Below are 19,968 nucleotides of genomic sequence, written 5' to 3' on the forward strand. Positions count from 1 at the left end.
GAACTCCAAGGTACCTGTGCACAGCGACAATCCCGCGCACCCCCGTTCGGAAGCGGACGGAGCCATGAGACAGGCTGAGGTATGGCTCGCCTCCTGCTGGTCCACCACACTCCGTCTCCCTTTACCCACGAGATGCTGCATTCGGTTCGAGAGGGCTCGATCTCCGCCGCCGCAGCGCTCGACCAGGAGCTCGAGGTGCTGCTCAAGCCGGCGCTGGGGGCGACCGTGCCCGATGTGCTGGACGCCGACGGCTACCTGTTGGGCACGCCCGCCAACTTCGGGTACATGTCCGGCGCGCTCAAGCACTTCCTCGACACCGTCTACTACCCGTGCCTCGATGCGACCAGGGGGCGGCCATGGGGTCTTTGGGTGCATGGAAACAACGATGTGGAGGGCGCTGCGCTCGCCGTGGAACGCATTGTGGCCGGCCTCGGCTGGTCGGCGGTGAGGCCCCCGACGCTCGTCATCGGTGCGCCTGCGTCCGACGACACCGACCGGCTGTGGGAGCTCGGAGCCGTCACCGCCGCAGCGGTGCTGGAAGCGTGCTCGTAGCGTGTCGGAGCAGATCACTACAGGGACAACGAGATGACCGAGATCCCTGGGACCTGCGACGACGGGTTCGAGCCGGTTCAGGCGGCCATGGCCGCCTACTTCGACAGCGGGCAGGAGCTCGGCGCCTCGGTGTGCGTCACCCCGGCCGGTCAGCCGGTGGCCGCCACGGTCATGTTGATGCCGGCCGGCTTCGACCCTGCCATCGCGCCCGAGCACCTCTACGACGAGGAGGCGATCGAGCACCTCCTGGAGCGCAGACCCCCTGGTGGGAGCCCGGCACGCACTCCGGCTACCACGCGACCGCCCAGGGCAACGTTGAGGCGGGGGTCGTGCGCCGCGTCACCGGTCGCTCGATCGGCACGTTCTTCCGGGAGGAGGTGGCCGGCCCGCTCGGCGCCGACTTTCACATCGGACGGCGGGCGCCGAACCCATCTTCGAGCCCAGCAGCAGGCTGGGGCGGCTCGATCGCCCTCATCGATCTCGAGGCGCAAACTCACGGTCAGCTACGCGATGAACACGATGGGCTCCGGCCTCGTCCGCGACCTGCGCGGCGCCATGATCGTCATGTCCGCCTACCAGGCGTTGGCTGCCCAGAGCTGAGGCTCATCCGAGGTCCGCTCCTGGCCAGAGCTTCGCTCGGATTGCCACGTGCCGTCCCCAGCAGAATCTGGGGGCTTGCCCGGATGGCTCGAACGTCGCTGCTACGCCACGTTGGAATGCATGAAACGAACCACCAAACGCGGCGGCTCGCTCCTCACCGCACACGTGGTCTGGGCATTGACCGTGATCGTCCCCGTAGGTGCGCTCCTGATCGCCCTGTTGTTCAAGCCGGATCCGAACTGTTCCGGGACGTTCGCGTGTGCGTCCGGGGAGGAGACCTCCGGCCTCCTTGCAGTGATCATCGTTCCGCCGGCCTTGACCATCCTGATTTTCGGCCACTGCACCATCGCCGCGTTCCGGTTGTGGCGCCTCACACGTCGCGCCCGGCACGAGTCACCGGATAAACCTCCGACGCCGTTAACCGGAAACATCTCTCGGTCGGCGGCTGAGTAGGTCACGGGCATACGGCCTCGAAGTGGGCGATGTGCTCGGCGACGTCGGCTGCGTGGGTGTGCTCGTGCATCGAATGCTCCCCACCATCGATCACCACCAGCCTGGCGTCGGGCATCTTTCGCTCCAGGTACTGGCCCGACCCCACGTACTCAGGCCGATCGGCTCCGCCGACCAGTACCAGGGTCGGCGTCGCGATCTCGGCGAGGCGGTCCATCACCACCGAGTCGTGTTGCAGGTTGAGGTCGGCCACCCGTTCGGGCACGCCGAAGCGGTGGGCGTTGCGCCGCGAGCGCGCGTTCCACGCCTCCCGCTTCTCCGGGTCACGGAAGCCGGGGCCGGTGTTCGCCACGACGATGCCGCGTGCCGCCCCCGGGCGGGTCGCCGCATGGGCGAGCGCCAGGTAGCCGCCCAGCGAGTGACCGACGAGGATCGCGGGCTCGGCCAAGGTGGCGAGCAACTCGTCGACGTCGGCGAGGGCAGCGTCCCTCGTGAACCGATCCGGGTCGTCCGGACAGGGCGACCCGCCGTGACCGGGCAGATCGACCGCCACGGTGAGGTACCGGTCCGACAGCGCCTCGCCGACGGCGTCCCACGTGGCGGCCGAAGCCCCCATGCCGTGGAGAAACACGATGGGCGGGCCGGAACCCCGGCTGATCACGTTGAGGCGCACCTGGCGACCGTAGCCATTCACCGGCGCCCGACGGCTATGCCTCGAGGACGACCGGCACGATCATCGGACGGCGACGGGTGCGCTGGTTGACGAACGAGCCGACGGCCTTCCGGGCCGCCTTACCGACCTGGTCGGCGTTGCCGCCGCCGGAGAGCGAGTCGTTGACCGCCTTGGCGGCGCGCTTGGCGCCCTCGGCGAGCAGGTCGGTCGACTCGACCTCCTGCACCCAACCGCGGGTGATCAGTTCGGGGCCGGACACGATCTCGCGTCGGTCCAGGTCGACCATCATGACGATGGTGACCACGCCCTCTTCGCCCAGCACCTGACGATCGCGCAGCACCGAGGTGCCGATCTCGCCCACCGTCTTACCGTCGACGTAGATGTACTCGGCCGAGACCCGGTCGCCCCTGGTCAAGCCGTCGTCATCGAGCACGAGCGTGTCGCCGTCCTCGCACACCAGGATGCGATCGGCGGGGGTGCCCATCTGCTCGGCGATCTTGGCATGATGGACCATGTGGGTGTACTCGCCGTGCACCGGTACGAACCAGTCGGCGTGGGTGAGCGACTGCAACAGCTTCAGCTCCTCGCGCTTGGCGTGGCCGGTGGCGTGCACGTCCTCGATGCCGGAGTGCACCACCTCGACCCCCTGGCGGGTCAGCTTGTCGATCACCTTGTTGACCGCATGCTCGTTGCCGGGGATGGGGTGCGACGACAGGATCACCACGTCCTCCTCGCCCACGTTGAGCCAGCGGCTCTCGCGGGTGGCCATCAGCGTCAGTGCCGACATCGCCTCGCCCTGCGAGCCGGTGGAGATCACGATGACCTCACCCGGGTCGTACTTGTCGATCTCTTCGATGTCGATCAGGGCGTCATCGGGAATGTGCAGGACGCCCATCTCGCGGCCCATGGCCACGTTGCGTTTCATCGAGCGGCCGAGCGTGGCCACCTTGCGGTCGTACTCGATCGCCGCATCGGCGATCTGCTGCACCCGGTGGATGTGGGAGGCGAAGCAGGCGGTGACGATGCGCCGGCCCCGGTAGCGGTGCATCAGGTCGTACAACACCTTGCCCACCTCGGTCTCCGAGACCGAGTAGCCCGCCGAGCCGGCATTGGTCGAGTCGGCGAGCAGCAGGCGGATCCCCGGGTCGGTGGCGATGGCTCCGATGCCGGACAGGTCGCTGAGGCGCCCGTCGACCGGCGTGAGGTCGATCTTGAAGTCGCCGGAGTGCAGCACGGTGCCCTGGCCGGTCGTGATCGCAGTGGCCACCGCCTGTGGCACCGAGTGGGTCATCGCGAAGAACTGACAGCTGAACGGCCCGATCTGGTGGGTCTCGCCGTCGCGCACCTCGTTGAACTCGGTGCGCCCGAGCAGGCCGTTCTCCTCGATGCGCGGGTAGGCCAGGCCGAGGGTCACCTCGGTGCCATAGAGCGGGAACGAGACGTCGGGCAGCAGGTAGCTGAGCGCCCCGACGTGATCCTCATGGCCGTGCGTCAACACGCAGCCGACGATCTTGTCGGCCCGTTCGTGTACCCACGAGAAGTCGGGCAAAACAATGTCGACGCCGAGCATGTCGTGGTCGGGAAACATGAGCCCGCAGTCGAGCAGCAGGATCTGGTCTTCATACTCGAACGCCGCGCAGTTGCGTCCGATTTCTCCCAGGCCGCCCAGGAACGTGATTTTCAGTGGTGATGCCATTGGATGGGCACACTACGTGCCCCAACCCGACCCTTCACCACCGGGCCGACGCCCGCAGCGCTACCTCAGGCCCGCGAGGAGCTCCCGGGCCCGTTCCTCCAAGCCGGCGGGTGACACACCGACGGGTGGCCGGCACTGCCCCACCGCCAAACCCAGGACGCGCATCATCGCCTTGGTGGGGATCGGGTTGGGGGTTTCATCGCCACCCTCGAAAGCAAACGACGGCAGCATGCGGGCATTCTGCCGCCTGGCCTCAACCAGGTCCCCCAGTTCGATGGCGTCGAAGAACGCCTGAAACTGCCGGCCCACCCAGTGGCTGGCCACCGAGATCACGCCAACCCCGCCGACCGCCACGATGGGAAGCGTCATGGCATCCTCACCCGAGTAGATCTCGAAGCCCTCGGGTGCCGACGCGGCCACCACCGCCGTGACAGTCGGGGTGTTGGCGGCATCCTTGACCGCAACGATGTTGTCGACGTCTCGGGCCAGCGTCAGCAGCGTCTCCGGCTCGATTCGACGGCCGGTGCGAACAGGAATGTCGTAGAGCACCACGTCGAGGTGGGTGGAGTTGGCCACCTGGGTGAAGTGGTCGGCCAGGCCGGCCTGTGAGGGCCGGGAGTAGTACGGCGTGACGACGAGCACGCCCTCGATGCCGATGTCGGAGACCCGACGGGTCAGCTCGATGGTTTCAGCAGTGTCATTCGTGCCGGTGCCCACCAGGATCGGAACCTCGACCGAGTCCCTCACCCGACGGGTCAGCGCCACCACCTCGGCCTGGGACAACACCGGGCCCTCTCCGGTGGTTCCGGCCAGGACCAGGCCCTCGGAGCCGTTCTCGGTGAGCCACTGGGCGAGGCGGGCGGCCGCGTCCAGGTCGAGCTCACCGCGGTCGTCAAACGGCGTCACCATCGCTGTGATTACCCTGCCAAACCTCGCCATGTGCCCTCCTCGTCGCGGTCTGCGCCAATGGTGCCACGACGCGCACCCCAGACGGTAAGAGGTTGCCGTATCGGTGCCGCGGAGCCACGGACTGCGGGGCGACCGGTTTCCCTCGTGGCTCGCGGGGAATCACCAACGAAGGGACGACCTCAAGCTCCGGCGGCCGCCTTGGCATCCTCAGCGGCGATCTGCTCGAGCGAGAAGTTCTCGTACTCGTTACCGGTGTCGACCAGGTCTTCGAACTGGATCACCCCCAGCTCCTCATACCGTCGACGGAGCCAAGAATTGTTGCGGTCCAACAGGCCCAGCTTTTTGGCGTTGGGCACGATCTTGGAGAACAGCATCATCTGGAACAACTCGCGTTCAGGCACCGCCAGGGTGCACTCGATGGCCTCTTTGACGTTCATGCCCATGCGCTCCCACACCTCCTGCTGGAGGAATCGGTCCCGCATGCGCACACCCGCCTCGAAGGCGAACTGCTGGCGCTCAAAGATCTCGGCGTCGCTCAGTTCGGCGTAGTACTCCCGAAGCGACAGCACACCAAACGCCACGTGCCGCGCCTCGTCGCTCATCACGTAACGCAGCAGCTTTTTGAGCAGCGGCTCGGTGGTCATCTGCTGCATGAACCCGAAGGCGGCCAACGCCAAACCCTCCACCATGATCTGCATACCGAGGTAGGTCATGTCCCAACGGGTGTCGTTGACGATGTCGTCCAGCAACATCTTCAGGTGGGCGTTGACCGGGTAGTGGCCACCCCACTTGTCCTGGAGGTACTTGGCGAACACCTCGACGTGGCGCGCCTCGTCCATCACCTGGGTGGATGCGTAGTACTTGGCATCGATCCAGGGCACCGTCTCGACGATCTTGGCCGTGCATACCAGGGCGCCCTGCTCACCGTGGAGGAACTGCGACAGCGTCCAGATGTTCGACTCGATGCCAAAGCGCAGGTAGTCCTCGTCCGACAGCTTGGCGAAAGGTCCACCGAGCGCCCGCATGGATGAGGCGTCGCTGGCGACCCCGGCGTTGGCGATTGCATTCTCGGCGATGACCTTCTCTGGGTCGACGTCGGTGTCCCAGGGCAGGTCGGTCTCGCCGTTCCACTGGGCGTTCTTTGCCTTCTCATACAGCTTGTTCAGCGCCGGACGCTCGCCCTTGTCATAGTTCCAGGTGTAGATGGTGTCGGCATGGTTTTGGACGTGGTGAATCGTCTCGTCACGGTCGGTGTTGGTGATCGCCAGGATCTCGTCCAGGTCGTTGATCTCGTCCCGACCAATCAGGGCGCGGTTGTCTGAGTGAGTGGGCATGGTGGCGGTCATTGCGCCTCCCTTTCATGGTGGTTGGAATGTGGTTGTGCTGGTGTTGGGAATGGTCTGATCGATGGTGAGGCGTCGCTCCAACCTCGGCGACCGTTGGCCTGCCCCCCGTTGGGCAAACCCATACCGGGCAGCAGATAGGTGGCCGCCAGGTGAGCGACGACCTCCGGGTCTTCGACCGCGAGGCCGCCGGGCAACTCGGGCTGCAGGGCGCGGGCGACCACCAGCCGCGCACCCCATTCGCCGATCGCCTGGGCACTCTCGTCGTCGCACAGATGGGCGAGCGCCGGGGCCACCACCTCACCGAGGGTGGCGTAGATGGGTGAGGCCCGATCCATCAGCACCGCTGGGAGCACCAGCTCACGCTCGTGTTCGAGCAGCCGCGCCAGCACCGGTCGCCGCCACATGGCACCGATGGAGCCCGAGACCCCGATGGCGATTGCCCGGACGAGATCACGGGAGGCTGCAACCTCACCGAGGACCTCGGCGACGACCTCGCCCGCCTCGCGTTCCACCACGGCCCGCAACCACTCGTTGGAGCCGCCTGGGAAACGGCGATAGAGCGTTGCCCGGGAGCAACCGGCCTCGGCCGCGATGTCAGCGGCGGTGGTCTTGGCAGCACCCCAGCGGGCGATGCACGCTGCGGCCGCGTCCAGGAGGGGCAAGGTCTCTGCCTCATGGCCGCCGGTGGCTCGACTGAGCCAGGACAACAGCGCCGGGATTTCCAAGCGGATCTCGGACTCAAGGGAGGGCGGGAGCAGTCTGGGCGCTCCCTCGCGACGTGCACGTACTCCCGAAGCCGGAAGCGGCAGCGTGAGAAGCGACGCCGATGCAAAGGAGTCGGCGTCGGGGTCGGCTACATGTTGGACCGGATGGTCCGCCGCTGTCTCACCTGCCCGCATCGGGTGACACACTAAGACATCATGTGTCTCAATGCCCGGGCCATGTATGTGGCGTTGGTCACTCTCGGGTCGAACGGAACAGTCCGCTCAGTCCAAGATTCCGCCCAGGAGCTGGGTGCGGACAAGACGGGCCACGCGGTCCTCATCGCCAAAGTCCACCCGCGCCGGACTCCCCAGATAGCTGAGGATCAGGGTTGCCAGGTACCGGGACGCCTCCTCGCGGTCGACCCCCTCCGCCAGGTCCTCCGAAAAACGGTCCAACAGGTCGGCCAGGTAGGCCGCCAAGAGTGCGAACACGATCGGTTGCAGTTCATCAAGAAACGGCGCCAACTGATCGGCCTCGTTGTTCACCAGACGCTGCAGGAGCGAGTGGTCCTCGATACGACGAACGCCCTCCATCAAGCCTCGGGTGAGTCGCCCTTCAAGCCTGGCCTCGGACGCAACCGCAGCGGCGAGGCCCTGCCAGAACTCCGCCACTTCCACGCCAAGTGCGGCTCGCAACAGCGCATCCCGTCCATCGGGAAACCAGCGATACAACGTGGAGCGGGACAACCCCGCCGACTTGGCCACGCGCTCGAGGCTCAGGTCGCTGAGCGCTGCGTCCTCGAGGCAATCCATGGTTGCCCGGACCAGGCGACGCCGAGGATCGTCCGGCCCCAGCCCCCGCAGCGGGTCGAGCCCACCGTCCGGGGCAGAACCGCTCGACCCCACCGCCTCAGACATGCTGATGGGAATCGGCGACCCCCGAGGCTCCCGTGGCAGTCGGCGAGGGCGGCGGGTCGAGTCGCTCCCGATCACGCTCCTCGTAGGTTCGGGCCTGGCGACGCAGCATGAACGGATAGCCAAGCGCGAACACCAGGGCAAACAGGAACCACTGACCCGCATAGCCCAGATGCGGGCCCAAATCGGGCTCGGGCCGGGGCACCGCCCTCAACTGATCGCTCGACGGCGGCTGCTGGTCGGTGGCCATGAGTGCCACCGGGGCAAGCGGCAGCTCCACCTGATCGGCCAGGCGGGCAAGGTCCAGCCGATTGAACCGGTCGATGCGACCCGGCCGGTCATCGCTGCCGCCAAACCGGCCTCGCTCTGCGGTGCCCTCCACCCAACCGCTGACCGTGACCGTGCCGCTCGGCGGCGCCACCGCCGCCACCGGCACACCCTCATCGCCGATGACCAACTCGACGAAACCACGCACCACCGCCACGGCCTCGTTGGGTGACACCTTCAATGGAGTGACCACCCAATAGCCCGGAAGGCTGTCCTGAGTGCGATTTGCGACGAGTACCTCCTCATCGACCACGTAGGTGCCGGTGGCCGTGACGTTGCGATACATCAATCGGTCGGCCGTCTCGGCCGTGTCCCCGGGATCGATCAAGGCATCGAGCGGCACTGCCGGTTCTCCGGCTCGGGCCTCCAGCGTGTCGGCCAGTTCGCGCTTGTCGTTGAGGCGATCGAGTTGCCAAAACCCGAGGTTGACCATGACCACCACCGCCGTGATCAAGATCACATGGGTGACGATCCACCATGGGCGCAGGGTAAATCGATAGCGCTGAGGCACCCCTTCAGGGTACCCGCACCCGGCTCCTTACCCCCCGCAGCCGTCGTCGTTCAGGGGTTGCCGCTCAGGCGTCGGCGACGCCGGGGAGTTCGTAGTCGGCGAACTGCTCCCGCAGGGTCTTTTTGGAGAACTTGCCAACCGACGTCTTGGGCACCTCGTCGATGAACACCACGTCGTCGGGAATCCACCACTTGGCCACCCGGCCGTCGAGAAAGGCCAGGATCTCGTCCCTGGTCGCCTCAGCGCCGTCCCGCAGGACAACGCAGGCCAGCGGACGTTCGGCCCACTTGGGGTGCGCCACGGCGATCACGGCGGCTTCGGCCACCGCCGGATGGGCCATGATCTCGTTTTCGAGCTCGACCGAGCTGATCCACTCGCCACCGGTCTTGATGACGTCCTTGGTGCGATCCACCAGCTTCAGGTAGCCCTCGGGCAGCATCACGGCCACGTCACCGGTTCGGCACCAGCCGTCCTCGGTCATCGCCTCGGCCGAGCGCTCATCGTTGTAATAGCCGTTGGTGATCCAGGGGCCCGCGGCTTGAAGCTCGCCCTGGGTCTCACCGTCCCACGGCACCTGCTCGCCGTCGGGCGTCACCACGCGAAGCTCGACGCCCAGCACAGGAAGACCCTGCGACGCCCGCAACTCGTCCAGCTTCTCCTCGGACGAGTCCTCCAGCGAGGAGATCACCTTGGCGACCGAGCCGACCGGCGAGGTTTCGGTCATCCCCCAAGCCTGCAGGATCGGTAGGCCTGTGACCTCTTCAAATCGTTTCGACAGTGAGGTCGGTACCGCAGAACCCCCACATGGGACCACCCGCAACGCCGAGGTGTCGCGCCCCTCCAGCTCCTCGACCACGCCCATCCAGATGGTGGGCACGCCGGCGGCAAGCGTGACCTTCTCCTCCTCAATGAGACGTGCCAGCGTGCCCGGCGACAGGTCCGGCCCGGGCTGGACCAGCTTCGCCCCGCTCGCCACCGCGGCATGGGCCAGACCCCACGCATTGGCATGGAACATGGGCACCACGGGCAGGATGACGTCGGCCTCGGTCACCCCGATCGTGTCGGCCAACATGGCAGCCATCGTGTGCAGGTAGGTGGACCGATGGGTGTAGGTGACGCCCTTGGGGTTACCCGTCGTGCCGGAGGTGTAACACATCGAGGCGGCGGCCCACTCGTCGTCGCAGCGGAACTCGGTGCGCTCGGCACCTGCCAGCAGTTCCTCGTAGTCGTGCACCTCGGGGCCTCCGTCGAAGCTGGGGATCTCGTTGGGCACGCCATCGTCCATGACGACGATGTGCTTCACGGTGTTGAACTCGCCGACCCGAGGCACGAGCAGACCCAACAGGCTGCGATCAACGAAGATCACCTCGTCCTCAGCGTGGTTGACGATGTAGGTCAACTGCTCGGGAAAGAGCCGCAGGTTGAGGGTGTGCAGCACCCGACCGCTGCACGGGGCGGCGAAATACAACTCCAGGTGACGGGCGGTGTTCCATGCAAAGGTGGCAACGCGACCCTCGGCGGAGATGCCCAGGTTGTCCAGCACTCCCGCCAACCTGTGGGTACGGTCCGCCCACGCCCCATAGGTGGTTCGCTGCAGGCCCGCCGCCGTGTTTGTGACGATCTCGCGGTCCGGGAAGTACGTCTCAGCCCGGTTGACGAAATGGTCCAAGGTCAGTTGACGTTCCTGCATCGTGCCCAGCATCTGCGGTCCCCCTAAGTGGTCTCGACGGCCTCTCCGCCGAACGGTCACCTTAGTGCCGAGGACACCACCTGGCCGCCCCGTTCCGGCGTTACCAGGTTGGCCACTTCAGGTTTCCGTCATCGACAAACCAGCGCACGACGCACTGGGTCGAACGACATGGCGGGTGAGCCGGATCAGAGGCAAACAGCCCTTGTGCCTCGTGAGCTTTGCACGCACACTGACGAACTGATCGACCGATCTCGAAGAGCGGGCCGTTCACCACGACGCCAGGCGGAACCAGGCGCCAACCTGCGGCGTGCCAGAGGGCCTGCCGTTTCATGAACCATTGTCGACATTTGTTTTCGTCGACGCTGAGGAGGAGGATTTGTGGCGCAAACGGCGGGGTCAACGGAGGCGGGACCTCCGCCGGCGACGGCTCGCAAGCAACTCGCCTTCAGGGGACGCCACGCGTCTTCGACGCCTCCCTCGGTGGGATCGCAGTCGGTCACCGGCCAACCTCAGCGAGGCCGGGACCGCTCGCTACTCCCAAACGGACGGGCGGTCTTGGGCGGATTCCTCATCGCCGCCTCGGGGGTCGGGCTCTTCGCTGCCTACCAGCAGTCCAACGCCGCCCCTCAAACGCGGTACGTCGTCACGACCCGCTCCCTCGCACCGGGCGAGATCGTGCAGCGCGACGACCTCGGCCTGGCCCCGGCCGAGGTGCCACCCGAGATGGCCGACGAGATGACCCGTGACTGGGCGCCTCTGGTGGGCAGGGTCACCACGGCAGCGCTTGGTCGCCACCAGTTCTTGAACCCGGCCTCCTTGGCCGAGCCCGGCACGTCCGACGGGCCTGCCCGACGGGTGGCGCTCGAATTGACCCGAGCCGGTGCCATCGACGGTGCGCTTCAGGCAGGCGCCATCGTTGACGTCTTGGCCGGCACCGACGGTGACACCAAGGCCACAGTGGTAGCCCGACGAGCTCGCGTGGTGGCCCTGAACGACAGTTCGTCGGGGGACCTTGGGCAGATGGGCTCGCTGGTCGTCACGATCGAGGTTCAATCCGAGCGGGCGCTTGCGGCCGTGGTGGGAGCCAACACGGCCGGCACGATCACCCTCGCGACGCCCTCCGCGGGCACTCCGGCCCATCCGACTCCAGCCACGATCCCTGCCGATCCGGCCGAACCGGCACCAAAGGCGTCCTCAGGCGGGACCGACGGTGACTGATCGTTGGGTCGTGCTCGGGTTGGCACCGCCGCGAACGGCTTGGTTCTCCGACGTCACTCGGTGGGCCACCTCCGGCATGGCCCCGGTGGACTTCGCCAAATGCATTTCGGCATCGGAGGTACGCGCCCGGCTCGCCACGGGCCGACCGCACTCGGCATTACTGATCGATGGCGCCGCGGTCGGAGCCGACCGGGACCTGATCGCAGCGGCGCGGGACGTCGGTGCCGCCACCCTGGTGGTCGATGACCCACGGGTTGACCGCAACTGGTTGGAACTGGGTGCAGCCGCCGTTCTTCCCGACACGTTTGGGTGCGACGACCTCACCGACGCGCTCGCCGTTGCGGCAGCACCGATCAAGGACTCCCACAAGATCGAGGCCGCGCCGCTCGGCGCCGAGCCGCGTTGGACCGGTCGCCTGATCGCCGTGATTGGTCGTGGCGGCGTGGGCACGTCCACGGTCGCGATGGCCGCCGCCCAGGCGCTGGCGGAGGCCGAGGGCCTCGACGGCACCGTGGCACTCGCCGACCTGTCATCGGGCGCTTCGCAGGCCATGTACCACGACACCGGTGACGTGGTGCCGGGGGTGGTCGAACTGTCCGAGGCACACCGGCACGGCCGCTTGACCCGCGATCGGGTCCGCGAGCAGCTCTTTGAACTCCCGAACCGTCAGTACCACCTGTTGGCGGGCCTCCGACGCCGACGCGACTGGACCGCCCTTCGACCCCACGCCTTCTCCGCCGCGCTGGAGGGCCTACGGGCCACCTACGCCACCGTGGTGGCCGACCTGGACTCCAATCTTGACGGTGAGGCCGAGACCGCATCACCCGACACCGAGGAACAGCACTTGGCAGCCCGCACCGTGCTCGCCCAAGCCGACCATGTGCTCGCCGTCGGCTCCGCCGGTTTGTGGGGCGTCGCCCACTTGGCGGGTCTGCTCGATGACCTCGGGCGCTTCGGCATCGACTCGGCCACGATCTCAACGGTGATCAATCGCGCACCCCGATCGCCTGCGCGTCGAGCCGAGATGCTTCGGGCGCTCTCACTCGATGGCTCCTTGGGAGTTCGTCTTGGCCGGGTTGCTCATCAGGTGACCGCAGATGACGCCAACCGGCGCATGTCAGGCGTCAGCACCAACGCCTTCCTACCCGAGCGCCATTCGGTTGAAGCGGCCCAGCGGGCCGCCACCCCACTGCCCAAAAGCATGGTGCGACCGGTGGCGGCACTTCTCCATGCGGCCGAGGGCAACCGTCGAGGGTCCCCTGCCACTCAGGCGGCTGCTGGACCGGAGCCCATTGACCTCCACGATGGCGCCGTCTCCGAGGAGCGACCGTGAACGCAGAACCCCTGAACGACGGCGTTGCTCCTCACGTCCCCGGCACGAAACATCGGGAACCGACGAGCCACGGTGGCCGGGACGCCGACCAAGCCCAGAGGCTCAGCATCAAGGAGCAGGACGAAGCAGGCTCACCACTGGCCGAGATCGAGGCACGCGTTCAACGTCGGGCCAAATCCATGGCCCTCGACCTTGACGTCGGCGGCTCTCAGGATGCCCTACGCGATCTCATCGCCGATGAGTTGGCGGCCTGGTCAATGGAGTGCCGCCGCGGGCTGCGCAGCCACGACATCCCCGATCCGGCACAGGTGGCCCGGCGTGCCTTCCTCAACCTGGCGATGTACGGACCCCTCACCGAGTTGCTCGAAGACTCCGACGTGTGGGAGATCATGGTGAACGCCCCCGACGCCATCTTCGTGAAGCGGCATGCCGGTCACAGTGGGTTTCACCATGACGTGTTCCACGACGACGATCACGTCATCCGCACCCTCACCAGGCTGCTCGATGACGCTGCGGGATCGCACCGCACCCTCGAACCGCTGATGGGACTGCAGGACGCGCAACTGCCAGACGGCTCACGGTTGCACATCGTCCACCGTGACCTCGCACGAGGTGGCCACTTGATGGTGAACATCAGAAAGTTCACCGGGGTCGCGTTCTCCTCACTCGATGAGCTGGTGGATCGCAACATGCTCAGCACCGAGGCCGCCCGTCTCCTGCGGGCAGTCGTTGGGGCCCGGTTGTCCATGGTGATCGCCGGCGCTCCAGGTTCGGGCAAGACGACCCTCTTGAACTGCGCCGCCGGTCACCTCGACCCCTCCCTTCGAGTGGTGGTGGCCGAGGAGGTCTTCGAGACCGACATTCCGCTGGCCAATGTGGCGTCCATGCAAACCCGTGGAGGCCGGGGCGAGCGGGAGGAGGTCACCCTGCGGCAGCTGGTGGCGGGATTCCTGCGCATGGCGCCGGATGTGGCCATCGTGGGTGAGGTTCGCGACGAGGAGGCGCTCCCGCTGCTGCGCACCTTGTCATCCGGGGTCAAGGGCTACACCACGATCCACGCCGGATCAGCCCGTCAGGCACTCACCCGGCTGCGCTTCATCAGCCAATTGGCCGAGGCGGGAGCCAACCTGCCGCTCTCGGCATTGAACACCCTGGTGAGCGAGGCCGTTGACGTGGTGGTGCACACCGAACGCACGTCCAGCGGACCCCAGGTCACCGAAATCCTGGCCGTCGAGGACCTGGCGGGAGGCACGGACGCGGCGCAATTCACCGTGACTCCGTTGTTCGGACGCGGCCGGCACGACGGCCCCCTCGAATGGAGCGGTCTGGTACCTGTGCGCATGGGGGCTGCGTTTGCCCGCGTCGGGATCGCATTGGACGACGCCCTGCCGTTGGCCCATGCAGCCAGGAGCCGGGTCGAGAAAGCTGCCAACAGCAACGGCGCAGGCCCGGTCCAGAACGAGGTGGCCACATGAGCACCGCAACCGGCCTGGGGCTGGCTGCCTGCGGAGCGGCGGGTATGGCGCTGCTGGTCGATCCCCTCCTGGGCGGGCCTGTGAGTCGCACCGTGAGATTCGACTCGGCCAAGCTTCGGGACTCGGCTCGGATGCGGCTGGACCAGGCCGGCCTGACCGAGGTGTCGGTGGGTCAGCTCCTGGGGATGTCGCTGGGGGCCGGCATCGGGGCCTTGGTGGTCGGCTTGGCCGTGATGGGAGCCGCTGTGCCGTCGCTGATGCTGGCAGCCATCGGCACCGTCACGCCCGTTGGACTCATCCGCCGCCGCCGTCGTCACCAGTTGGAGGAGGCCCGCGAGGCCTGGCCCGCCATGATCGAGGAGATCCGCCTGCTGTGTTCCTCGGTGGGCCGCTCCATCCCCCAGGCGCTGTTCGAGGTGGGTCGGCGTGCACCGGAGGAACTCCGACCGGCTTTCGAGGCGGCCCACCGCGAGTGGCTGCTCACCCGCGACCTCACGGTCACCACCGAACTGTTGCGGGATCAACTGGCGGATCCCACCGCAGACTCCGCCTGCGAGACCCTGCTGATCGCACATCAACTGGGCGGCGCCGATCTTGACCGCCGGCTGGCGGCATTGGCCGACGACCGCCGTCAGGATCTCCTGGACCGGAAGGATGCCAAGTCCCGTCAGGCGGGCGTGCGCTTCGCCCGTCGATTCGTGTTGCTGGTGCCGCTGGGCATGGCGCTGGTCGGACTTTCGATTGGCGACGGACGAGCGGCCTATCAAAGCGCGCTGGGCCAGATGCTGGCCCTGGCGGCTCTCGGAGTTCTTTTCTCCTGCTGGGTCTGGTCTGGACGAATACTGCGTTTGCCCAATGAACAACGGGTGTTCGGTTCATGACCCGGACGATTGCGCTCGCCTTCGTGGGGTTGTTTGCCGGTTCGGTGCTGGTGATCGCGTCCTTCCCACGGCTCAATCCGGCGCCGCTGCATCACCGGCTGCGGCCCTACCTTCCGGGCGCGCCCGCGCGTCGGGTAGCCACACTCAACGGGATTCAGGCACTGGTGGCCCCGCTGGCGAAGACCTGGGGCGATTCGCTCGCCCGTCTCGTAGGCCTGGACGAGGACATCGGTGATCGACTCCTTCGCCTGCACCGCAACGACGAACCCACTGCTTTCCGGGTTCGTCAACTCATGTGGGGTCTTCTGGCGCTCGTTGGCGGCACGCTGTTGGCTGCGGCGCTCGGACTGCAATGGGGGCTCACCATCTTTGTGATGGTTGCGGCCCCCCTGCTGACGTTTTTGGTCATCGAACAACGTCTGGCCCGGGCCGACCAGCAGCGTCGCACCCGGGTGTTGCACGAGCTGCCGGTCGTCGCCGAACAGTTGGCCATGCACCTGTCCGCCGGCTATTCCCTTTCGGCCTCAGTGTCCCGCTTGGGACGACGCTCACGTGGTGCGTGCGCCCAGGACCTGCGGGTGGTTTCACGACGAATCCGCGGTGGCACCTCCGAGCTCTCGGCGCTTCGCGAATGGGCGCAGCTCGCCAAGGTGGATGCGGTGTCACGGCTGGTGGGTGTGCTCGCTCTCAACCAGGAGGCCGGTGACCTCGGTGCGCTTATCGGCCTCGAGGCCCGAAGCATCCGGCGGGAGGTCCACCGCGAGTTGATGGAAACCATCGAACGCCGCGAACAGATGGTCTGGGTGCCGGTGACGGTGGCCACCCTCATACCAGGCGTGATCTTCCTGGTCGTTCCCTTCGTCCACGCGCTCAATCAGTTCACGGGTTGAGCGCAATGTGCGCCAACCCTCCCCCCGCCAACTCCAACCGATCACCATCCGAGAGGACCCACCATGAATGCCATGGCCACCACCGAGCAGGCGCCAATGAAGGCATCTCAGAGCAAGGCCCGGCGCTCCGACGCCTCGACGGCGGCGCGCCGACGCAACCGCCGGGCCGACGTGGCCGAGGGCGTGATTTCCACGGCGATCGCCGTGTTGGTCATCGCGTTCTTGGGCCTCCTGATGTGGATGGGGTTTCGGGCGATGTTCAACTCGGCGACCAACAAGGCCAATCAGACCATCGAGCAGATCGGCAACTGAACACCTCTCGGCGGCGTCTGTCACCAGTTCATCGGGTACCGGATCGTGGCTCGGGCACCCTGTCGGCGGCTTTTGGAGTCACCGTGTTCCTGGCCTTCATGTTGTTGGCCACCCATGTGCTGGTGAACCTCTGGGTCTCCTCGCTGGTGGACCACGTTGCGTGGGACACGGCCCGACGTGCCGCCTCCGACCCTCGATACGCCTCCGAACCCGGACAGGTGCAGGCCGAAGGGCTGTCCTGGGCTCGGTCCCGCCTGGGTGGCCACGCCGACCAGGTGCAGCTGAGCTTTGTTGGTGACCCGGGCGGGGCATCGGTGGTGCTGCGAGTGCGATCCCGACCCGCCACCATTCTTGGCGCCGCGTCCGGACTGGGCGGGGTTCACGAAGATGTGGTGGTACGGCGGGAGCCGACATGAGGCGTCGACCCGTGGACGAACGGGGCGTCGTCGGTGGCACCGACGGGCTGCTGGCGGGTGTCCTGGTCGCCATGGTCGGCACCTTGATGATCGCCAACGTCTGGTCGGTCATCGCTGCTCGCACCGACGCCGACGCGGCGGTGCGGGAGTACCTGCGGGTGTACACCAAGGCCGATGGTCCCGGTAGCGGCGCAGCGCGGGCCGAGGCGGCGGCGCGCGCGGCGCTGGTCGCTTCGGGCCGCAGCGATGTTGCGGTGTCGATCACACCACCCGATGCCGAGACCTTTGGCCCATGTGGACTGGCCCGGGTGACGGTGCGGCTGCAGGCTCCGCTGGTGGGGGTGCCCGGTTTCGTCGGTCGCGGATCCAAGACCGTCACCGCTGCCGGCGCCGAGGTGATCGATCCCTGGCGGTCGATGGAGCGAGGCACCGGCTGGCGTAGCGGGGGCGCAGCATGCGGGGGGTGATCCGACGGCGGCCGAGGAGGTGGATGTCGTGGGGCGCAGGGCGGCGCGCCGCCACAGCATCGCGCCGAAACGACCGGGCCTCGTCGCTGATGCTGGTGCCTGCCGGCATCCTCGTGATCGTCTTGCTCGGGGGCATTGCGATCGACCTGTCGGCGGCTCATCTGGCGCAGCGGCGCCTGGTGCAGGTCACCGAGCGCGCCGCCGACGATGCTGCCGGCATGTTGGACAGCGATTCGCTTCGATCCGGTGGACCCGCACGTGTCAGCCCTGGCGCCGCACAGAACCTGGCCCGGTTGCAGGTGTCAGCCTTCGACGTTCCGGCGTTGCAGAACACGGGCACGGTCGTGTCGATCGGACGGGATGGACGCAGTGTCACCGTCAGCACCACGGCCACCGTCAGGCGGCTGTTCGGCGCAGCGCTCCCTGGCGTCGCGCCCACCTATCGCGTCACGGCTCGGGCCACGGCCCGGCTGGAGTGACACCATGACCTTCACCACACGCGGTGCCACCGTTCGCCTCGTTCACAAAAGTGCCGCACCGATCTCCGATGCGGCGGGCGCCGTCGAGCATCCACAGGCATCGCCGGCTGCGGAGGCGATCCGGCGGGAGATCGACACCCTGTCGCGATGTGAGTGTCCGGGGGTGGTTCGTCTGCTGGCACACGGCGAACGACCGGTGCCGTGGTTCGAGACCGAAGACGCCGGCGCTCACACGCTGGCATCCCCACCCATCGACGCATCACAGCTGACCCGGGCATTGGCAAACCTGGCCGGCACGCTGGGATCCTTGCACCGTTCCGGTTGGGCTCACCTGAACTTGGAACCCGCACACGTCATTTGGAGAAGTTCCGCCCCGGATACGTCCCGCCCCGGGTCCAACCCGGACGTGGCGATCACCCTGTGCTCGCTGGGCTCGGCGGTCCAGCCTGCCGGACCTGCCGAGCAGTACGCCGATCGCGAGGCGTTGGCCGAAGTGATGGTTGCCGCGCTGGTGGCTTCGGCGATGCACCATGCGCCACCCGGGCTGCGCTCGGCAATCGGGGCCCTGGCGGCCGAGCTTCGATCGGGCAACCTGGTCGATCTTGCCTCGGCGGCCTCCTCCTTGGACCACCTGGCCGACGACGCCGCCGTGGCCGGGCCTTTCGTTCAACGCCCCGGGGAAGGCCCACCGCCTCGACAAGCCGGCGATCGACATCCGCCATCCAGCCAACCGGCCTGGGTCAAACGACTCACCACGCGTTACTCACCCGCTCGTCGCCACGTGCGCCGTGGGGTTGGCGTTGCCGTTGGCCTGACGCTCGTCCTCCTCTCAGGCACCGTGGCTCTCAAAGCACTCGGCGACCCGCCCCCAGCGGTGGGTTCGCCGGAGCGCTGCATCCGCCCGGCGGTGCCGCCTCCTCGCGTGGATCCAACCGGAAGCGGATGTGGCGTCTCGGTTGACTACCGCGCAGGCGTGCTGACGGTAGGTCATGATCGATGGTCGCTCGGCAACGATGTTGTCGACGGTGTCCTGATCGACACCGACCACGACGGTTGGACCGAGTTGGTGGCGCTGCGACGCACCGGCGAGGTGTTCCTGGTCCGCCGATTTCCGTCCTCGACCGAGCATCGAATGCGGTTCCGTCCGATCGCGACGGTTCCCAGCGCTCAATCGCTGACCCGACGGCCAGGCGGCTCAGGCCTCGGCGGCCTGGCCACCGTCGATTCCCACGGCGACGCCACACCCCTCGACACCTCGGTGAGTGCGTCATGAGCGTTTGCGACACCTTCCGCCGAGCCCGGTGGCTGCCGGGAGTGCTCGGCACCGTCGGCGTCGCTGTGGTTGCGGCCGGCGTGGTTCGAATGGGGGGCGCTCCTGCGGGCGCGGTTCCAGTCAACGGCCGGGAGTTCAAGCTCATTGCCTCCTCCGAACCGGCGCTGTGGGCTGTTCTCACGGTGCGCATCGTTGCCGGGGCATTGGCGCTTTGGTGGCTTGGACTCATGTTGGCCACCTGGTTGGCTGCGCTCCAGGGTCGGGACGAGCGAGCAGCCCGCTATGCCAAACGCCTGCCAACCCCGTTGCGGGTCGCCGTCACACTCAGCCTCTCGCCGGTACTGATCTCGATCCCGGCAACCCTGGCCGGAGCCCAACAGCAGCCGCCAAGCGGGGTACCCACCAGCACGACCGCCGTCACCGGCTCCAGCCCGGCGGCCGACACCAACGTGCTGGAATTGTCCCCCGTTCCCGCAGGGCCCGACTCGAGCCACCCCGACCCCCGGTCGCCTACCGTCGGTACCGCCCCGGCGCCGGCCTCGACGCCGGCCGGTGCGGTTTCGACACAACAGCCCGAGGTAGACGCCGGGCGGTCCGCCGACAACACCACGTGTCCCACCATCGTCACCCGCAGCGATGTGCACTGGTTCGAGCAGGCCCGGGCCCACCTCGACGAGGCCCTGGGCCGTCCATCGTCAACCCAGGAGGCCGAGGCCTACTGGGATCGGTGTGTGGTTCACAACGCCGACCGCCTCCCCGACCCTGGCGTGCCCGACGTGGTGCCCCCGGGCAGGCTCCTCGAACTTCCCGAACTCCCCCGCACCCTGTAATCGGCCCGCTTCCAAACCACA

Annotated in this window: 21 protein-coding genes and 1 pseudogene; 14 read left to right on the top strand and 8 right to left on the bottom strand. The window is 67.3% G+C overall.

Translation table 11 applies throughout. From position 1 onward, the window contains the following. The first annotated feature begins 81 nt into the window (after window positions 1–81). The 3 genes and pseudogenes from MPARV_RS0101370 (at window position 82) to MPARV_RS25490 (ending at window position 1,605) form a co-directional block, all read left to right on the top strand. A complete protein-coding gene (locus tag MPARV_RS0101370; RefSeq protein WP_012230807.1) occupies window positions 82–552 on the top strand; it encodes a flavodoxin family protein in 471 nt (156 codons plus the stop codon). A gap of 131 nt (window positions 553–683) precedes the next feature. After that, window positions 684–920 (top strand): annotated as a pseudogene (locus MPARV_RS25925) (hypothetical protein); the annotation flags it as partial. A gap of 352 nt (window positions 921–1,272) precedes the next feature. Beyond that, window positions 1,273–1,605, top strand: coding sequence for a hypothetical protein (locus tag MPARV_RS25490; RefSeq protein WP_020376960.1), 333 nt, complete (start codon window positions 1,273–1,275; stop codon window positions 1,603–1,605). A 1-nt stretch (window position 1,606) separates the two neighbouring features. Here MPARV_RS25490 and MPARV_RS0101385 read toward each other — a convergent pair whose 3' ends face one another. The 8 genes from MPARV_RS0101385 to MPARV_RS0101420 form a co-directional block, all read right to left on the bottom strand. After that, on the bottom strand, window positions 1,607–2,275 hold the full coding sequence (locus MPARV_RS0101385; protein ID WP_051011913.1) for an alpha/beta fold hydrolase: 669 nt from the start codon (window positions 2,273–2,275) through the stop codon (window positions 1,607–1,609). A gap of 34 nt (window positions 2,276–2,309) precedes the next feature. After that, on the bottom strand, window positions 2,310–3,971 hold the full coding sequence (locus tag MPARV_RS0101390) for a ribonuclease J (protein WP_020376962.1): 1,662 nt from the start codon (window positions 3,969–3,971) through the stop codon (window positions 2,310–2,312). A 60-nt stretch (window positions 3,972–4,031) separates the two neighbouring features. Continuing rightward, on the bottom strand, window positions 4,032–4,910 hold the full coding sequence (dapA, locus tag MPARV_RS0101395) for a 4-hydroxy-tetrahydrodipicolinate synthase (RefSeq protein WP_012230795.1): 879 nt from the start codon (window positions 4,908–4,910) through the stop codon (window positions 4,032–4,034). 149 nt (window positions 4,911–5,059) lie between these two features. Continuing rightward, window positions 5,060–6,226 carry a ferritin-like domain-containing protein gene (locus tag MPARV_RS0101400; protein ID WP_012230794.1) on the bottom strand — a complete coding sequence of 389 codons (1,167 nt, stop codon included), beginning with the start codon at window positions 6,224–6,226 and terminating at the stop codon, window positions 5,060–5,062. Next, window positions 6,223–7,125 (bottom strand): TetR/AcrR family transcriptional regulator, encoded by a 903-nt coding sequence (locus MPARV_RS21955; RefSeq protein WP_012230793.1) that lies wholly within the window; start codon window positions 7,123–7,125, stop codon window positions 6,223–6,225. Before MPARV_RS21955 ends, MPARV_RS0101400 begins: the two co-directional genes overlap by 4 nt. An 87-nt stretch (window positions 7,126–7,212) precedes the next feature. Further along, window positions 7,213–7,848 carry a TetR/AcrR family transcriptional regulator gene (locus MPARV_RS0101410; RefSeq protein WP_020376964.1) on the bottom strand — a complete coding sequence of 212 codons (636 nt, stop codon included), beginning with the start codon at window positions 7,846–7,848 and terminating at the stop codon, window positions 7,213–7,215. Further along, window positions 7,841–8,683, bottom strand: a complete 843-nt coding sequence (locus MPARV_RS21960; protein ID WP_012230790.1) for an SURF1 family protein — start codon at window positions 8,681–8,683, stop codon at window positions 7,841–7,843. Before MPARV_RS21960 ends, MPARV_RS0101410 begins: the two co-directional genes overlap by 8 nt. Before the next feature lie 64 nt (window positions 8,684–8,747). After that, entirely contained in the window at window positions 8,748–10,385 is a 1,638-nt protein-coding gene (locus MPARV_RS0101420; RefSeq protein WP_020376966.1) for a long-chain fatty acid--CoA ligase, read from the bottom strand. A gap of 468 nt (window positions 10,386–10,853) precedes the next feature. On the opposite strand from MPARV_RS0101420, the gene MPARV_RS0101430 reads away from it, so the two are divergent. The 11 genes from MPARV_RS0101430 to MPARV_RS0101480 all read left to right on the top strand — a co-directional run bounded on the left by MPARV_RS0101430 (window position 10,854) and on the right by MPARV_RS0101480 (window position 19,947). Further along, on the top strand, window positions 10,854–11,591 hold the full coding sequence (locus MPARV_RS0101430; RefSeq protein WP_020376968.1) for an SAF domain-containing protein: 738 nt from the start codon (window positions 10,854–10,856) through the stop codon (window positions 11,589–11,591). After that, window positions 11,584–12,924, top strand: a complete 1,341-nt coding sequence (locus MPARV_RS0101435) for a CpaE/TadZ family protein (RefSeq protein WP_031276986.1) — start codon at window positions 11,584–11,586, stop codon at window positions 12,922–12,924. Before MPARV_RS0101430 ends, MPARV_RS0101435 begins: the two co-directional genes overlap by 8 nt. Further along, window positions 12,921–14,399, top strand: coding sequence for a TadA family conjugal transfer-associated ATPase (locus MPARV_RS0101440; RefSeq protein WP_020376970.1), 1,479 nt, complete (start codon window positions 12,921–12,923; stop codon window positions 14,397–14,399). Before MPARV_RS0101435 ends, MPARV_RS0101440 begins: the two co-directional genes overlap by 4 nt. Then, window positions 14,396–15,280 (top strand): type II secretion system F family protein, encoded by an 885-nt coding sequence (locus MPARV_RS0101445; RefSeq protein ID WP_012230784.1) that lies wholly within the window; start codon window positions 14,396–14,398, stop codon window positions 15,278–15,280. Before MPARV_RS0101440 ends, MPARV_RS0101445 begins: the two co-directional genes overlap by 4 nt. After that, a complete protein-coding gene (locus MPARV_RS0101450) occupies window positions 15,277–16,170 on the top strand; it encodes a type II secretion system F family protein (RefSeq protein WP_012230783.1) in 894 nt (297 codons plus the stop codon). Before MPARV_RS0101445 ends, MPARV_RS0101450 begins: the two co-directional genes overlap by 4 nt. Before the next feature lie 72 nt (window positions 16,171–16,242). Beyond that, complete coding sequence (locus MPARV_RS0101455) at window positions 16,243–16,482, top strand: hypothetical protein (protein ID WP_155852295.1); 240 nt, start codon at window positions 16,243–16,245, stop codon at window positions 16,480–16,482. Between the two features lie 83 nt (window positions 16,483–16,565). Next, entirely contained in the window at window positions 16,566–16,898 is a 333-nt protein-coding gene (locus tag MPARV_RS0101460; protein ID WP_012230775.1) for a hypothetical protein, read from the top strand. Further along, complete coding sequence (locus tag MPARV_RS0101465; protein ID WP_157789412.1) at window positions 16,895–17,365, top strand: hypothetical protein; 471 nt, start codon at window positions 16,895–16,897, stop codon at window positions 17,363–17,365. Before MPARV_RS0101460 ends, MPARV_RS0101465 begins: the two co-directional genes overlap by 4 nt. A gap of 23 nt (window positions 17,366–17,388) precedes the next feature. After that, window positions 17,389–17,844, top strand: coding sequence for a pilus assembly protein TadG-related protein (locus tag MPARV_RS0101470; RefSeq protein WP_012230773.1), 456 nt, complete (start codon window positions 17,389–17,391; stop codon window positions 17,842–17,844). Between the two features lie 4 nt (window positions 17,845–17,848). Further along, window positions 17,849–19,117 carry a serine/threonine-protein kinase gene (locus MPARV_RS0101475; RefSeq protein ID WP_020376973.1) on the top strand — a complete coding sequence of 423 codons (1,269 nt, stop codon included), beginning with the start codon at window positions 17,849–17,851 and terminating at the stop codon, window positions 19,115–19,117. Continuing rightward, the gene (locus MPARV_RS0101480) at window positions 19,114–19,947 is read left to right on the top strand and encodes a hypothetical protein (protein ID WP_012230771.1); all 834 of its coding nucleotides are present in this window, start codon (window positions 19,114–19,116) and stop codon (window positions 19,945–19,947) included. The genes MPARV_RS0101475 and MPARV_RS0101480 overlap by 4 nt, the downstream gene beginning before the upstream one ends. Window positions 19,948–19,968: the final 21 nt, after the last annotated feature.

The organism is Candidatus Microthrix parvicella Bio17-1 (assembly GCF_000299415.1).
Lineage (GTDB): Bacteria > Actinomycetota > Acidimicrobiia > Acidimicrobiales > Microtrichaceae > Microthrix > Microthrix parvicella.

Coding starts and splice junctions, on each gene's coding strand:
- MPARV_RS0101400 (WP_012230794.1), bottom strand. CDS start 6,226: ATGACCGCCACCATGCCCACTCACTCAGACAACCGCGCCCTGATTGGT.
- MPARV_RS0101420 (WP_020376966.1), bottom strand. CDS start 10,385: ATGCTGGGCACGATGCAGGAACGTCAACTGACCTTGGACCATTTCGTC.
- MPARV_RS0101475 (WP_020376973.1), top strand. CDS start 17,849: ATGACCTTCACCACACGCGGTGCCACCGTTCGCCTCGTTCACAAAAGT.
- MPARV_RS21955 (WP_012230793.1), bottom strand. CDS start 7,125: ATGCGGGCAGGTGAGACAGCGGCGGACCATCCGGTCCAACATGTAGCC.
- MPARV_RS0101480 (WP_012230771.1), top strand. CDS start 19,114: ATGAGCGTTTGCGACACCTTCCGCCGAGCCCGGTGGCTGCCGGGAGTG.
- MPARV_RS0101370 (WP_012230807.1), top strand. CDS start 82: ATGGCTCGCCTCCTGCTGGTCCACCACACTCCGTCTCCCTTTACCCAC.
- MPARV_RS0101450 (WP_012230783.1), top strand. CDS start 15,277: ATGACCCGGACGATTGCGCTCGCCTTCGTGGGGTTGTTTGCCGGTTCG.
- dapA (WP_012230795.1), bottom strand. CDS start 4,910: ATGGCGAGGTTTGGCAGGGTAATCACAGCGATGGTGACGCCGTTTGAC.
- MPARV_RS25490 (WP_020376960.1), top strand. CDS start 1,273: ATGAAACGAACCACCAAACGCGGCGGCTCGCTCCTCACCGCACACGTG.
- MPARV_RS0101445 (WP_012230784.1), top strand. CDS start 14,396: ATGAGCACCGCAACCGGCCTGGGGCTGGCTGCCTGCGGAGCGGCGGGT.
- MPARV_RS0101390 (WP_020376962.1), bottom strand. CDS start 3,971: ATGGCATCACCACTGAAAATCACGTTCCTGGGCGGCCTGGGAGAAATC.
- MPARV_RS0101470 (WP_012230773.1), top strand. CDS start 17,389: ATGTCGTGGGGCGCAGGGCGGCGCGCCGCCACAGCATCGCGCCGAAAC.
- MPARV_RS0101455 (WP_155852295.1), top strand. CDS start 16,243: ATGGCCACCACCGAGCAGGCGCCAATGAAGGCATCTCAGAGCAAGGCC.
- MPARV_RS0101410 (WP_020376964.1), bottom strand. CDS start 7,848: ATGTCTGAGGCGGTGGGGTCGAGCGGTTCTGCCCCGGACGGTGGGCTC.
- MPARV_RS0101465 (WP_157789412.1), top strand. CDS start 16,895: ATGAGGCGTCGACCCGTGGACGAACGGGGCGTCGTCGGTGGCACCGAC.